Below are 13,855 nucleotides of genomic sequence, written 5' to 3'. Positions count from 1 at the left end.
CCTCCGATCACGCTTGACCCGTGTCTGAGCACGCGAGATCCGTCTTCAAGCACGCGAGTGCGGTGCCCACGTCACCCAGGCCATCATCCCTCTCGAGTGCGCCACCCCGTAGGCCCTGCTTCTGGGCGCCGACCGGGCGTCAGTGTCCACAAAGGACGCGAGCTGGCGACTGAGTGTCAGGTTGATGTCTCTATGCCCGTTTCTGCGCGGGGTCGTGAGTGCTAATGAGGGTTAGAACGACCCAAATCACTCACGACCCCCTCGTGAAATCGCGCAAAGCACCTGAAACGGGCACCATGGCCGCGCGGATTGTCCCTTATGGACAGTCAAGAGCGGCTGATCCTGACCGGGGTGCGGGGAGGTCGTGACGGTGAAGGTCCCGATTCCTTCACCGTCGATCTTCGGTGACCTGGCTGCCGACCTGACGTTGATCGGCGGAGGATCGGGGACACCCAACGTCCCCGACCCTCCGTCGTCGATCCCGGCAGCCGCTGAATCGTCACCGTCGCGCAGGGCAGGCGCTGGGAGAGAGCCCAGTCGGCGTCCAGAATCGCCCTATGTCGCGGCGGTCTCCTCAGGGGCCTCGAGTAACCTCGCCACATCAGTCCACTGTGGACGAAATACCGCGATTCATGCGCGCCGCCATCTCCCGGAGGTGGCCGATCAGTTCCGGTGGCTCGTGCACGGTGAACTCGCAGCCGAGTCCCAGGAGCCGGAAAGCGAGCCAGTCGAGCGTGTCCGCGCCCGCGTTCCAGACACAGCCGGCGTCGTCGACCGGTTCGACTTCGCCGATGTCGTCCCCGATCGCGGGGGCGACCTGGTTCATCGGCGCGTGCAGGGTCACTCGCGCGCTGTAGGTGGGAAGGAGGCTGTACATCCGGTCGGTGACATAGGTCGCCACGTCCTCGGCGGGTGGCTGTCGCGGGGTGGCCCGGCCGCCGGTCGCTCGTGGCTCGGCGATCCGGTCCGCCCGGAAGATCCGCCAGTCGTCGCGGTCGAGGTCGTAGCCGAGCAGGTACCAGCGACGCCCGGCGGAGACGAGCCGGTGCGGTTCGACATGTCGCCGGGATTCGGTCCCGTCGCCGGTTCGATAGGCGAACCGGGTCCGTTCGGTGTTGGCGATCGCGCCGGCGAAGACGGTGAGGTGTTCCGGGTCGACGGCGGGGCCGGTGCCGGGCAGCGGCACGGTCGCGGCGCCCAGCGCGCCGACGCGGTAACGCAACCGCGACGGCAATACCTGTTCGAGTTTCGCCAGTGCCCGTACCGAAGACTCCTCGATCCCGGAGATCGCCTGCCCGGCGGCGCTCCGGAGGCCGACCGCGATGGCGACGGCTTCCTCGTCGTCGAGCAGCAGCGGTGGCATCGCCGCGCCCGCCCCCAGCCGGTAGCCGCCCTCGGCGCCTCGTGACGCGTCGACGGGGTAGCCGAGCTCACGGAGCCGGTCGATGTCGCGCCGGATGGTGCGCTGGCTGACCTCCAGCCGCCGCGCGAGCTCGCTGCCAGGCCATTCGCGCGGTGTCTGCAAGAGCGACAGCAGGTTGAGCAACCGGGCGGGCGTGTCCGTCATGCGGTAAGGATGCCCTGGAAAGAGGACAGGAGATGACCTAGTCGGGTGAGCCACACGACAGTGTTCGAGGGAGCTTCTGTTTGATTGAACTTGCACCGCTGTGCATAATCATTCGTATGACGGTGAAGATCGCGGTTGCCGGAGCCAGCGGGTACGCGGGCGGCGAACTCCTGCGCCTGCTGCTGACCCATCCCGAAGTCCAGATCGGTGCGCTGACCGCGGCCAGCTCCGCGGGGACGCCGCTCATCCAGCACCAGCCGCACCTCGCGCCGCTGGCGGACCGCGTCCTGCTGGAGACGACCCCGGAGACCTTGGCCGGACACGACGTCGTCTTCCTCGCCCTGCCGCACGGCCACTCGGGTGCCATCGCCGCGCGGCTGGGCCCGGACGTCCTGGTCGTCGACCTCGGCGCGGACCACCGGCTGGCGGACGCGGCCGACTGGCAGCGCTGGTACGGCGGCGACCACGCCGGACAATGGCCGTACGGACTTCCCGAACTCCCCGGCGCCCGCGAGCGCCTCACCGGGACCAAGCGCATCGCGGTCCCCGGCTGCTTCCCGACCGGCGGTTCGATCGCGCTCGCCCCGGCCTTCGCCGCCGGCCTGATCGAGCCGGAGGTCAACGTCGTCGCCGTGACCGGGACCTCGGGCGCGGGCAAGAGTCTCAAGCCGAACCTCCTCGGTTCGGAGGTGATGGGTTCGGCCACCGCGTACGGCGTCGGCGGCGCCCACCGCCACACCCCCGAATTCGCGCAGAACCTCTCGGTGGTCTCGGGGGAGCGGGTCAAGGTCTCGTTCACCCCGGTGCTGGCCCCGATGCCGAGGGGGATCCTCACCACCGCGAGCGCCGCGCTCAAGTCCGATCTGGACATCGACGGTGCCCGCGAGGTGTACGCGAAGGCCTACGCCGCCGAACCGTTCGTCCAGCTGCTGCCTTCGGGTCAGTGGCCGTCGTCGGCTTCGGTCGTCGGCTCGAACAACGTCCAGCTGCAGGTCACCGTCGACGCCGACACCCGGCGCCTGATCGTGGTCGCGGCCATCGACAACCTGACCAAGGGCACCGCGGGCGGTGCCGTGCAGTCGATGAACATCGCACTCGGCCTCCCCGAAACCACCGGACTACCGACCGTAGGAGTCGCTCCGTGACCGTCACCCAGCCGAAGGGATTCCGGGCCGCGGGCATCGCCGCCGGAATCAAGGACTCGGGCAAGCTCGACCTCGCGCTCGTCGTCAACGACGGTCCGCTGCAGGTCGCGGCCGGCGTGTTCACCCGCAACGTGATCAAGGCCGCGCCCGTGTTGTGGTCGCAGGAGGTGCTCAAGCAGCAGCGCCTCAAGGCCGTCGTGCTCAACTCGGGCGGGGCGAACGCCGCGACCGGTCCCGGCGGTTTCCAGGACACGCACAAGACCGCCGAGAAGGTCGCCGAACTGTTCGAGGCGGGCGCGATCGAGGTCGCCGTCTGCTCAACCGGCCTGATCGGCGAGCGCCTCCCGATGGACGCGCTGCTTTCCGGTGTGGACACCGCCTTCAAAGAACTCGGGACCGGTGCCGAAACCGATCTCAACGCCGCCACCGCGGTCATGACCACCGACAGCAAGCCGAAGCAGGCGGCCGCGAAGCACGACAGCGGCTGGAGCGTCGGCGGATTCGCCAAGGGCGCCGGCATGCTCGCGCCGAATCTCGCGACGATGCTCTCGGTCCTCACCACCGACGCGGTCGTTACGCCGGAGGTCCTCGACCGGGCCCTGCGCGCGGCCACCGGCAGCACCTTCGACCGGCTCGACGTCGACGGCGGCACCTCCACCAACGACACGGTGCTCGTCCTCGCCTCCGGCGCCAGCGGTGTCGAGCCGACCGAGGCGGAGCTGACCGAGCTGCTCACCGCCGTCAGCCTCGATCTCGTGCTGCAGCTGCGCGCGGACTCCGAGGGCGCGACCAAATACGTCGACGTCACGGTCACCGGCGCGGCGACCGAGGCCGACGCCATCGCCGTCGGCCGGACGATCGCCGAGGACAACCTGGTCAAGACCGCGCTGTTCGGTTCGGACCCGAACTGGGGCCGCATCGCGATGGCATTGGGCAGGGTGCCCGCCGAGATCGATCCGGAGAAGGTCGCCATCACGATCAACGGCGTGACGCTGTTCGCCAAGGGCACCCCGGCCGCGGACCGCTCCGAAGCGGATCTCTCGGGCCGCGACATCAAGATCGTCGTCGACCTCGGTCTCGGCGACGGCGAAGCGACGATCTACACGACCGACCTCTCGCACGCCTACGTCGAAGAGAACAGCGCGTACTCGTCATGAGCCCTTCCGAAACCACGGTCCCCGCGGACGAACGGCTAGCGACGGCCGCCGAGAAGGCCGCGATCCTGATCGAGGCCCTGCCCTGGCTGCAGCGCTTCCACGGCGCCACCGTCGTGGTGAAGTACGGCGGCAACGCCATGATCGACGAGAGCCTCAAGCAGGCCTTCGCCGAGGACATGGTGTTCCTGCGCCTGGCCGGGCTGCGTCCGGTCGTGGTGCACGGCGGCGGTCCGCAGATCACCGCGATGCTCAACCGCCTCGGCGTCGAAGGCGAGTTCAAGGGTGGCTTGCGGGTCACCACTCCGGAGACGATGGACATCGTCCGCATGGTCCTGACCGGACAGGTCAGCCGTGAACTGGTCGGGCTGATCAACGCGCACGGCCCGTACGCGGTCGGCATCTCCGGCGAGGACGCGCGCCTGTTCACCGCCGAGCGCAAACAGGCCATTGTGGACGGTGAACAGGTCGACATCGGGCTCGTCGGCGAGGTTTCCGAGGTCAACCCGGACGCGGTGCTCGACATCGTCAACGCCGGGCGCATCCCGGTGGTCTCCACGGTGGCCCCGGACATCGACGGTGTCGTGCACAACATCAACGCCGACACCGCGGCCGGCGCGCTGGCGGCCGCGCTGGGCGCGGAGAAGCTCGTCGTCCTCACCGACGTCGAAGGCCTCTACGCCAACTGGCCGGACCGAGGCTCCCTGGTCGACCGCATCCGCGTGGACCGCCTCGAAACCCTGCTGCCCGGCCTCGCCAGCGGCATGATCCCGAAGATGGAGGCCTGCGTGCGCGCCATCCGCGGCGGTGTCCGCCGCGCGCACGTGATCGACGGCCGCATCGCCCATTCGGTTCTGCTGGAGGTCTTCACCTCCCGCGGCATCGGTACCATGGTCTTCCCCGAAACGGAGCTCCCGTGACCACGTACAAGTCCAATCTAGACGGCCAGGAGCACTGGAAGTCTTCCCTCATGGACAACTACGGCACTCCGGCGCTGACCCTGGTCCGCGGCGAGGGCGCGAAGGTCTGGGACGCCGACGGCAAGCCGTACCTCGACCTGGTCGGCGGGATCGCGGTCAACGCGCTGGGGCACGCCCATCCCGCCGTGGTCGCCGCGGTGACCGAACAGGTCGCGAAACTCGGGCACACCTCGAACCTCTACGTGAACCCGGTCGTCGTCGAGTTCGCCGAAACCCTCCTGGACGTCGCCGGTCTCTCGGGCAACGCGAAGGTGCTGTTCGTCAACTCCGGCGCGGAGGCCAACGAAGCCGCGCTGAAGATCAGCAGGCTCACCGGGCGCACCAAGATCGTCGCCTGCGAGGGTGCTTTCCACGGCCGCACCATGGGCGCGCTGACGCTGACCGGTCAGCCAGCCAAGCGGGACCCGTTCGCGCCGCTGCTGCCAGGCGTCACCCACGTCCCCTACGGTGACATCGACGCGCTTCGCGCCGCGGTGGACACCGACACGGCGGCGGTGTTCCTCGAGCCGATCCTCGGGGAAGCCGGGGTGATCCCGGCGCCGGACGGCTACCTCCAGGCCGCGCGGGAGATCACCAAGGCGACCGGAACCCTGCTGGTCCTCGACGAGGTGCAGACCGGGATCGGCCGCACCGGCGTGTGGTTCGCCTTCCAGCACACCGGCATCGTGCCGGACGTCATCACGCTGGCCAAAGGTCTCGGTGGCGGCCTGCCGCTCGGCGCGGTCGTCGGTGTCGGCGAGGCGGGTGAACTGCTGAAGCCGGGACAGCACGGGACCACCTTCGGCGGTAACCCGATCTGCTGCGCCGCCGGGCTCGCCGTGCTGAAGACCATCGCCAAGGACAACCTGAACGACCACGTTTCCGCACTGGGCAAGGACATCGCCTCGCGCGTCGAGGAGCTCGGCCACCCGTTGGTCGCCGGGGTCCGCGGCGCCGGGCTGCTGCTCGGCATCGCGCTGCGCGAACCGGTCTCCGCCACGGTCGCCAAGGCCGCGCAGGACGCGGGATACCTGGTCAATCCGATCGCCCCGGACACCATCCGGCTGGCACCGCCGCTGATCCTGAGTGCCGACGAGGCCGCGGGATTCCTCGAAGCCCTTCCCGGGGCGCTCGATTCCACCACCACCTAGGACAGAGACGAAACGCATGCTCCGCAACTTCCTCCGTGACGACGATCTCAGCCCCGCCGAACAGGCCGAGATCCTGGACCTCGCCGACCAGCTGAAAGCAGAGCCGCTGAGCTCCCGCGCGCTGGAGGGCAAGTCCGTCGCGGCGATCTTCGAGAAGAACTCCACCCGGACCCGGTTCTCGTTCGAGGTGGGCATCTCCCAGCTCGGCGGGAACCCGGTGATCGTCGACGGGCGCTCCATGCAGCTCGGCCGCGAAGAGACCATCGAGGACACTTCCCGGGTGTTGTCGCGTTACCTGGACGCGATCGTCTGGCGGACCTTCGCCCAGAAGCGCATCGACGCGATGGCGTCGGCGGCGAGCATCCCGGTGATCAACGCGCTCACCGACGAGTTCCACCCGTGCCAGGTGCTCACCGACCTGATGACCATCCGCGAGCGCAAGGGCAAGCTCGCCGGGCTCACCCTGGTCTACCTCGGCGACGGCGCCAACAACATGGCGCATTCGCTGCTGCTGGGCGGGACCACGGCCGGGATGAACGTGCGCGTCGTGTCGCCGGAAGGCTTCCAGCCGGATCAGCAGGTCATGCTCGACGCCAAGCACCGCTCCAGCGAAACCGGCGGCAGCACCACGGTTTTCACCGACCCGTACGCCGCCGTCGAAGGCGCGGACGTCGTCGTCACCGACACCTGGACCTCGATGGGCCAGGAGAACGACGGCCTCGACCGCGTCGGGCCGTTCCGGGAGCTACAGGTCAACGCCGCGCTGATGCGCCGGGCGGCGGACGAGGCCATCGTGCTGCACTGCCTGCCCGCGCACCGCGGCTGGGAGATCACCGACGAGGTCCTCGACGGACCGTCGAGCGCGGTCTGGGACGAGGCCGAAAACCGGCTGCACGCGCAGAAGGCGCTGCTCGTGTGGCTACTGGACGAGAAGCGACGATGACCGGCAGCAGGGTCACCCGGCAGGCCCGGATCACCGAACTCGTGTCCACGATGGCCATCCGCAGCCAGACGGAGCTCGCGAAGCTCCTGGCGGCGGAAGGCATCGACGTCACCCAGGCGACGCTGTCACGGGACCTCGACGAACTGGGCGCGGTGAAACTGCGGGGCGCCGACTCCGGCGCGCCCGTGTACGTCATCCCGGAGGACGGCAGTCCGGTACGCGGGGTGCAGGGCGGGACCTCCCGGCTCTCGCGGCTGCTCGCCGAACTGCTCGTTTCGGCGGATTCGTCGGGGAACCTGACCGTGCTGCGCACCCCGCCGGGGGCGGCGCAGTTCCTCGCCAGCGCCATCGACCGGGCGGCGCTGGAAGAGGTCGTCGGCTCGATCGCGGGGGACGACACGGTCGCGGTGATCGCGAGGGAACCCTTGTCCGGCAAGGATCTGGCCGAGCGCTTCATGGCGCTGGCCCGACGGTCGTCCACAGTGGACGGCGGTGAGGAGGCCGAAGGTGACGCCTGACGGGTTCGCCTTCCCGGATGACCCGGAGAAGGCGGTCATCACCTTCGACGAGGGGGTGCCGGTCGCCATCGACGGGGAGACCGTGACCCTGCTGGAAGCCTTCCAGCAGTTGAACCGTCGTGTCGGCGCCTTCGGGATCGAAGGACGCGGAATCTACGAAAGCCCGGGCGCGCTCGCGCTGGTCACCGCGCACGACGAACTGGAGAAGGTCAGCGCCGGGCGGGTGTCCGGCGAAGTCCGCCTGATCCTGCACCGGGGGAACGCGGTCGTGAACTCCGCGCGTGATGAGCGCACACTGTACGACTTCACCACGGGCACCGGTTTCGACCAATCGGTCGCCTGACCAGAACCAAGGAATTTCGAGGAGTGTTGTGAGCGGGAATGAGCAGCCGGTGCAGCTGTGGGGCGGCCGGTTCGCCAGCGGGCCGGCCGAGGCGATGGCGGCGCTGAGCGCGTCGACCCATTTCGACTGGCGGCTGGCGCCGTACGACATCGCCGGATCGCGGGCACACGCGCGAGTGCTGCGGAAGGCCGGGCTTCTCACCGAAGACGAGCTGACGGGCATGCTCACCGCGCTGGACACGCTCGCGCAGGACGTCGCCTCGGGCGCGTTCACCCCGACCGTCGCCGACGAGGACGTCCACACCGCCCTCGAACGCGGTCTGCTGGAGCGGGCGGGTACCGAACTCGGTGGCAAGCTGCGGGCGGGCCGCTCCCGCAACGACCAGGTCGCGACGCTGTTCCGGATGTGGTTGCGCGACGCCGCCCGCCGGGTGGTCGCCGGCACCCTGGGTGTCGTCGACGCGCTGGTTTCGCAAGCGGACCGGCATCCGGACGCGGTGCTGCCGGGCCGTACCCACCTTCAGCACGCGCAGCCGGTCCTGCTGGCGCACCACTTGCTCGCGCACGGCCAGTCGCTGCTGCGTGATGTGACCCGTTTGCGTGATTGGGACGCTCGCACCGCCGAATCGCCCTACGGTTCCGGCGCGCTCGCCGGCTCCTCGCTCGGCCTCGACCCGGAGGCCGTCGCCGCGGAGCTGGGCTTCGACACCAGCGTCGAGAACTCCATCGACGGCACCGCCTCGCGGGACTTCGTCGCCGAGTTCGCCTTCGACGTCGCGATGCTCGCGGTCAACCTGTCGAGGATCGCCGAAGAGGTGATCATCTGGAACACCGCCGAATTCGGCTACGTCACCCTCGACGACGCGTGGGCGACCGGCAGCTCGATCATGCCGCAGAAGAAGAACCCGGACGTCGCCGAGCTGACCCGCGGCAAGGCCGGACGGCTCATCGGCAACCTGACCGGTCTGCTCGCGACGCTCAAGGCGCAGCCGCTGGCCTACAACCGGGATCTGCAGGAGGACAAGGAGCCGGTCTTCGACTCCGTCGAGCAGCTGGAACTGCTGTTCCCGGCGATCGCGGGCATGCTCGAGACGCTGACCTTCCACACCGACCGGCTCGCCGAACTGGCACCGGCCGGGTTCACTCTCGCCACGGACATCGCCGAATGGCTTGTGCGGCAAGGGGTTCCGTTCCGTGTCGCGCATGAGGCGGCGGGGGAGAGCGTCCGGGTCGCCGAGGGCCGCGGTGTCGGCCTCGACGAGCTGACCGACGAAGAATTCGAGAAGATCAACCCGGCGCTGACGCCCGCCGTGCGCGAAGTGCTCACCGTCGAGGGCTCGGTGCGTTCGCGCAACGCACGCGGCGGTACCGCTCCGGAGCGGGTCGCCGAACAGCGGGACCGGCTGGTCGCGCGCGTCACCGAACACCGCACCTGGCTGAGCTGACCTCTCGTGAAGGCCTCTTTGCCTACGCTGAAGGTAGTGAAGGGGTCCTTCACGGCGTCGTCGGCGTGGTCTTTGGTGAGCTTCATGGTCAAGGTGTGTCGCGAAAGCCACTTTGGGGACGTGTGATGTCTCGAAAGTGGCTTTCGCGACACGGTCGCTGGGGTCTCGCGCAGGTCTGGACGGTCGTAAGTGGCGAATCGGGGGGCGGTCAGGTTCCCATGTGCGGCGGCGGCGAGGCGACGTCGCAAGGAACGCCACGTTTGCCTTACCCCTCTTTAAGTGACCAGCCGAGGGAAGGGGGCCTTCACGCGCTTAAGGGAGCCTCGTAGCAAGCCCATCCAGGACGCAGTCGAGACCGCGTCCGAAGTCGTCGTCGTTGGTCTCGTGGGGTGACTGGTTCCTCTGCGCCGCGTAGAGCTTCTTCAGCCGTGGGTGGTCCTGCACCGCTTGTTCGGCCGCGGGCCACAGACGATCCTTCCACTCCTGCTCGCTTTGGCCGCTTCTCTTGAGCGCCGTGAGCCACGCGGCTTCACTGGTCGCCCGCCCGGCGACGTAGGCCATGAGCGTGTTCCACGCCAGATCGGCGTCGGCCAGGGAGAAGCCGGCGCCCTCGAACAGCCCCAACGCGGCTTCGGACAGGTTCAGGACGTTCGGCCCCAGATAGGCGACGCCCGCCTCGCCGAGCAGCGAGCCGATCCAGGGATGGCGGAGGAACACCGAACGCAGGTCGTGCGCGAACCGCACCACCGCCGGACGCCACGGACCGGCCGCGGGCAGGCCGACTTCGCCGTAGACCTCGTCGACGACCAGTTCGACCAGCTCCTCCTTGCTGGCCACGTGGGTGTACATCGACGCGGCGGCCACGTCGAGCCGGAGACCGAGCTTTCGCATGCTGAGCGCGTCGATGCCGTCGGCGTCGAGGAGTTCGATGGCCGCGGAGACGATCTGCTCACGGCTCAGCAACGGCTGCTCGCGCTTGCGTTTCGGGGGACGAGCCCAGACCGACATCCGCGTTCACTCCCATTCCGTTTCCGTACAGTGTTCAGTATGCCTAACAGTGTACGGACAACATTCGACCACGCCCACTGGCAGTCCCGCCTCGACGACCTGCGGGTCGAACACCGGGTTCCCGGCGCGACCCTCGCGGTGCTGATGGACGGTGAGATCCACGAACTGGCCAGCGGGATCCTGCACCGCGGAACCGGCGTGGAGACGACCACCGACTCGATCTTCCAGCTCGGCTCGGTCGCGAAGGTCTACACGGCCTCACTGGTGATGGGGCTGGCCGAGGAGGGACGGCTGGATCTCGAAGCACCGGTGATCGAGGTTCTGCCGGAGTTCGCGACGGTCGACCCGGACGCGACCAAGACCATCACCGTCCGGCAGCTGCTCAGCCACACCGGTGGGCTCACCTGCGACTTCATCGAAGACACCGGACGAGGCGACGACTGCCTCGCCAAGTACGTCGAAGCGGCGAGGGGAGTGGCGCTCGACTGCCCGCCGGGGACGGTCGCGTCCTACAGCAGCGTCGGCTACAACGTGCTCGGCCGGATCGTTGAGGTGCTCACCGGGCTGACTTGGGACGACACCCTGCGCGAGCGGCTCATCGCACCGCTCGGGCTCACCGGGACGATGACCCTGCCCGAGGAAGCGCTGCGGTTCCGCGTCGCGATGGGACACCTCGGCCGAGACCCCGCGCCGACGGCCGCCTGGGATCTTCTGCCGCGCTCCGCCGGGCCGTACGGCCGGGTGCTCGCCACGGCCGGCGACGTCGTCCGCTTCGCGCGGATGCTCCTGGACGGCACCTCACCCGACGGGACTCGTGTGCTCTCCGAGAAGACGGTGAGCGCGATGCGGCGTCGCGAGGTCGAAGTACCCGACAAATGGACGCTCGGTTCCGACGGCTGGGGTCTCGGCCTGTCCACCTACGAATGGAACGGCGTTCCCGGCTTCGGGCACAACGGCTCGTCGATCGGGCAACGTTCCTACCTGCGAGTGGTTCCGGACGCGGGGCTGGCCTTCGCCCTGCTCACGAACCACGGTACGACCGACCGGCTGTACACCGCACTGTCACGGGAATTGCTCGGCGAACTCGCCGGAGTCCAGGTGCCCGCCGAGTTCGCTCCGCCCGCGTCGCCGCCCTCGGTGAATGTCGCGCCTTTCACGGGTACCTATCGCCGTGAAGGCGTCATCATCACCGTCATCGAAACGGACGGAAGGCTGCGCTTCGTGTATGAATTCGCCGACGCGCTCAAGGGGATCGCGCCGCCGATCGAGGCGGAGCTGGTGCCGGTGTCGGAGAACGTCTTCGCCGGGAAGAACTCGATGTTCGGCGACGACTGGATGCCGGTGCTGTTCACGAGACTGCCCGACGGCACCGCGTGCTGCTACACCAGCATGCGGGTGGCACCGAAGATCGCCGGTTAAGGTCGGCGCAGGAAGATCGCGAGGACAAGGAGAGTGCGGAACGTGGAGACCGGCAGACAGTTCACCCGGCGGGAGCTGGCGCTGGATCCGGTGGAGATGTCCACGCTCTTGCTCGGCGCGGTGATCGAGTCGACGGGCCCCGATGGCACGGTCGCCGTCCGCCTGGTCGAGGTCGAGGCCTACCGCGGCCTCGACGACCCCGCGTCGCACTGCTACCGCGGCAAGACCCCGCGCAACGAGGTCATGTGGGGACCGGCCGGACATCTGTACGTGTACTTCGTCTACGGCATGCACTTCTGCGCCAACGTCGTCGGCACCGAAGACGGGCAGCCGGGCGCCGTGCTGCTCCGCGCCGGGGAGGTCGTCTCCGGCGCGGACATCGCCAAGGCACGCAGGCCGTCCGCGCGCGGCAACGGCGAACTCGCCAAAGGCCCGGCCATCCTCACCTCGGTACTCGGCATCGACCGGGCCGAGAACGGCGTCGACCTGACCGACCCCGCGTCACCCGTCCGGCTATTCACGGGCGAGCGCGTCCCGGAGTCGGCCATCCGCACCGGGCCGCGCGTCGGCGTCGCGATGGCGATGGACACGCCATGGCGGTTCTGGATCGACGGCTCGCCCGCGGTCTCCACCTATCGCCGGGGCGGCAAGCGGCGGGCGGCGGCCCCCGGCCGATAGTCGGTTGACCTGGTGCGGGAGGATCTACAGGCGTGAGCGAGCACATCCTTGACGAGCTGACCTGGCGCGGCCTGATCGCGCAATCCACCGACACCGACGCACTGCGGCGAGACCTCGACCAAGGACCCCTCACGCTCTATTGCGGATTCGACCCGACCGCGCCCAGCCTGCACGCCGGCAACCTGGTCCCGCTGCTGATGCTTTCGCGCTTCCAGCGCGCCGGGCACCGGCCGATCGTGCTGGCGGGCGTCGCCACCGGCATGATCGGCGACCCGCGTGACACCGGTGAGCGCACGTTGAACACGGTGGACACCGTGTCGGCGTGGGCCGACCGGATCCGCGGTCAGCTGGAGCGGTTCGTCGACTTCGACGACTCGCCGACCGGCGCGGTGATCGAGAACAACCTGGACTGGACCGCGAAGCAGAGCGTGGTCGAGTTCCTGCGCGACGTCGGCAAGCACTTCCCGGTCAACATGATGCTGAACCGCGAGACGGTGAAGCGCCGCCTCGAAACCGACGGCATCTCCTACACCGAGTTCAGCTACCTGCTGCTGCAGTCGCAGGACTACCTGCACCTGTACCGCGAGTACGGCTGCAAGCTGCAGATCGGCGGCTCCGATCAATGGGGCAACCTCGTCGGCGGGGTCGACCTCATCCGCCGGACCGACGGCGGGCACGCCCACGCGCTGACCGCGCCGCTGGTCACCGACTCCGACGGGCGCAAGTTCGGGAAGTCCACCGGCGGCGGCAGCGTCTGGCTCGACCCGGAGATGACCTCGCCGTACGCGTGGTTCCAGTACTTCCTGAACGTCGCCGACGCCGACGTCATCCGGTACCTGAAGATGTTCTCCTTCCTCGGGCAGGAGGAGATCGCGGCGCTCGCCGAGGACACTGAACAGCGCCCTCACCTGCGGTCCGCGCAGCGGAAGCTGGCGGAAGACTTCACGACGCTGGTGCATGGCGAGGCGGCGACCCGCCAGGTCATCGCCGCGAGTCAGGCGCTCTTCGGCAGGGGAGAGCTGCGTGAACTCGACCCGTCGACCCTCGACGCCGCCATGGCCGAGGTACCGAACGGCAAGGTGGACCCGAACGGCGAGGCGACGATCGTCGACCTGCTGATCGCCGCCGGGCTCGTCGACAGCAAGGGCGCCGCGCGCCGCACCGTCAAGGAAGGTGGCGCGTACGTCAACAACACGAAGATCGCCGACGAGGAGTGGAAGCCGTCCGCGGACGACGCTCTGCACGGCCGCTGGCTCGTGGTCCGCAAGGGCAAGCGCACCGTCGCCGGCGTGCGCGTCGGGGGCTGATCGCGGCCCCGGCCCGAAACAGGGGCCGTGACCTGCGGAAACGCAGTTAAGGTACCCCCCTGTTTCGGGCCCCTGCGGGCCATGTAAAGTTCTCCAAGTCGCCAGGGAAACCGGGTGGCCGACTGGGACACGAACCAAGCTCTCGCTCACCGCGATTGAGTGGGTGTCCTACCAAAAACTGCTAGGAATGACTGCTTCGGATAAGGCCGCTTGATTGTG

General features: G+C 68.8%; 13 protein-coding genes. 11 read left to right on the top strand and 2 right to left on the bottom strand.

Annotation, left to right across the window (positions count from 1 at the left end; all coding sequences use genetic code 11):
* Nucleotides 1-601: 601 nt before the first annotated feature.
* A complete protein-coding gene (locus tag ACZ54P_RS39610) occupies nucleotides 602-1,567 on the bottom strand; it encodes a helix-turn-helix transcriptional regulator (RefSeq protein WP_465466759.1) in 966 nt (321 codons plus the stop codon).
* Between the two features lie 116 nt (nucleotides 1,568-1,683).
* Between ACZ54P_RS39610 and argC the strand changes: the two genes are divergently transcribed.
* From argC to argH, 8 genes are read left to right on the top strand one after another with little or no spacing between them, the layout of a single operon-like run.
* Nucleotides 1,684-2,712: an N-acetyl-gamma-glutamyl-phosphate reductase gene (gene argC / locus ACZ54P_RS39605; protein ID WP_465466758.1), complete on the top strand. Its 1,029-nt coding sequence runs from the start codon at nucleotides 1,684-1,686 to the stop codon at nucleotides 2,710-2,712.
* A complete protein-coding gene (gene argJ / locus ACZ54P_RS39600) occupies nucleotides 2,709-3,869 on the top strand; it encodes a bifunctional glutamate N-acetyltransferase/amino-acid acetyltransferase ArgJ (protein WP_465466757.1) in 1,161 nt (386 codons plus the stop codon). Before argC ends, argJ begins: the two co-directional genes overlap by 4 nt.
* Nucleotides 3,866-4,786 carry an acetylglutamate kinase gene (gene argB / locus ACZ54P_RS39595; RefSeq protein ID WP_465466756.1) on the top strand — a complete coding sequence of 307 codons (921 nt, stop codon included), beginning with the start codon at nucleotides 3,866-3,868 and terminating at the stop codon, nucleotides 4,784-4,786. Before argJ ends, argB begins: the two co-directional genes overlap by 4 nt.
* Nucleotides 4,783-5,976: an acetylornithine transaminase gene (locus ACZ54P_RS39590; protein ID WP_465466755.1), complete on the top strand. Its 1,194-nt coding sequence runs from the start codon at nucleotides 4,783-4,785 to the stop codon at nucleotides 5,974-5,976. Before argB ends, ACZ54P_RS39590 begins: the two co-directional genes overlap by 4 nt.
* 16 nt (nucleotides 5,977-5,992) lie before the next feature.
* Nucleotides 5,993-6,919 carry an ornithine carbamoyltransferase gene (gene argF, locus ACZ54P_RS39585; protein WP_465466754.1) on the top strand — a complete coding sequence of 309 codons (927 nt, stop codon included), beginning with the start codon at nucleotides 5,993-5,995 and terminating at the stop codon, nucleotides 6,917-6,919.
* Nucleotides 6,916-7,437 carry an arginine repressor gene (locus ACZ54P_RS39580; protein WP_037313092.1) on the top strand — a complete coding sequence of 174 codons (522 nt, stop codon included), beginning with the start codon at nucleotides 6,916-6,918 and terminating at the stop codon, nucleotides 7,435-7,437. Before argF ends, ACZ54P_RS39580 begins: the two co-directional genes overlap by 4 nt.
* Nucleotides 7,427-7,780 (top strand): argininosuccinate synthase, encoded by a 354-nt coding sequence (locus ACZ54P_RS39575; RefSeq protein WP_465466753.1) that lies wholly within the window; start codon nucleotides 7,427-7,429, stop codon nucleotides 7,778-7,780. The genes ACZ54P_RS39580 and ACZ54P_RS39575 overlap by 11 nt, the downstream gene beginning before the upstream one ends.
* A gap of 28 nt (nucleotides 7,781-7,808) precedes the next feature.
* Nucleotides 7,809-9,224: an argininosuccinate lyase gene (argH, locus tag ACZ54P_RS39570; RefSeq protein ID WP_465466752.1), complete on the top strand. Its 1,416-nt coding sequence runs from the start codon at nucleotides 7,809-7,811 to the stop codon at nucleotides 9,222-9,224.
* Between the two features lie 312 nt (nucleotides 9,225-9,536).
* Here argH and ACZ54P_RS39565 read toward each other — a convergent pair whose 3' ends face one another.
* Nucleotides 9,537-10,232, bottom strand: a complete 696-nt coding sequence (locus ACZ54P_RS39565) for a TetR/AcrR family transcriptional regulator (RefSeq protein ID WP_465466751.1) — start codon at nucleotides 10,230-10,232, stop codon at nucleotides 9,537-9,539.
* A gap of 39 nt (nucleotides 10,233-10,271) precedes the next feature.
* Here ACZ54P_RS39565 and ACZ54P_RS39560 point away from each other — a divergent pair, with 39 nt between their 5' ends.
* From ACZ54P_RS39560 to tyrS, 3 genes are read left to right on the top strand one after another with little or no spacing between them, the layout of a single operon-like run.
* On the top strand, nucleotides 10,272-11,651 hold the full coding sequence (locus ACZ54P_RS39560) for a serine hydrolase domain-containing protein (protein ID WP_465466750.1): 1,380 nt from the start codon (nucleotides 10,272-10,274) through the stop codon (nucleotides 11,649-11,651).
* A 42-nt stretch (nucleotides 11,652-11,693) separates the two neighbouring features.
* On the top strand, nucleotides 11,694-12,329 hold the full coding sequence (locus ACZ54P_RS39555; protein WP_465466749.1) for a DNA-3-methyladenine glycosylase: 636 nt from the start codon (nucleotides 11,694-11,696) through the stop codon (nucleotides 12,327-12,329).
* Nucleotides 12,330-12,361: 32 nt separating this feature from the next.
* Nucleotides 12,362-13,636, top strand: coding sequence for a tyrosine--tRNA ligase (gene tyrS / locus ACZ54P_RS39550; protein ID WP_465466748.1), 1,275 nt, complete (start codon nucleotides 12,362-12,364; stop codon nucleotides 13,634-13,636).
* Nucleotides 13,637-13,855: the final 219 nt, after the last annotated feature.

Source organism: Amycolatopsis sp. NPDC034160 (assembly GCF_055575355.1).
The sequence above is the reverse complement of the archived record's forward strand: the minus strand, read 5'-3'. Positions and strand labels throughout refer to the sequence as shown.

Excerpts from the sequence above, each read along its gene's own strand:
- argC (WP_465466758.1), top strand. The coding sequence starts at position 1,684 with ATGACGGTGAAGATCGCGGTTGCCGGAGCCAGCGGGTACGCGGGCGGC.
- ACZ54P_RS39580 (WP_037313092.1), top strand. The coding sequence starts at position 6,916 with ATGACCGGCAGCAGGGTCACCCGGCAGGCCCGGATCACCGAACTCGTG.
- argF (WP_465466754.1), top strand. The coding sequence starts at position 5,993 with ATGCTCCGCAACTTCCTCCGTGACGACGATCTCAGCCCCGCCGAACAG.
- ACZ54P_RS39560 (WP_465466750.1), top strand. The coding sequence starts at position 10,272 with ATGCCTAACAGTGTACGGACAACATTCGACCACGCCCACTGGCAGTCC.
- ACZ54P_RS39565 (WP_465466751.1), bottom strand. The coding sequence starts at position 10,232 with ATGTCGGTCTGGGCTCGTCCCCCGAAACGCAAGCGCGAGCAGCCGTTG.
- argB (WP_465466756.1), top strand. The coding sequence starts at position 3,866 with ATGAGCCCTTCCGAAACCACGGTCCCCGCGGACGAACGGCTAGCGACG.
- ACZ54P_RS39610 (WP_465466759.1), bottom strand. The coding sequence starts at position 1,567 with ATGACGGACACGCCCGCCCGGTTGCTCAACCTGCTGTCGCTCTTGCAG.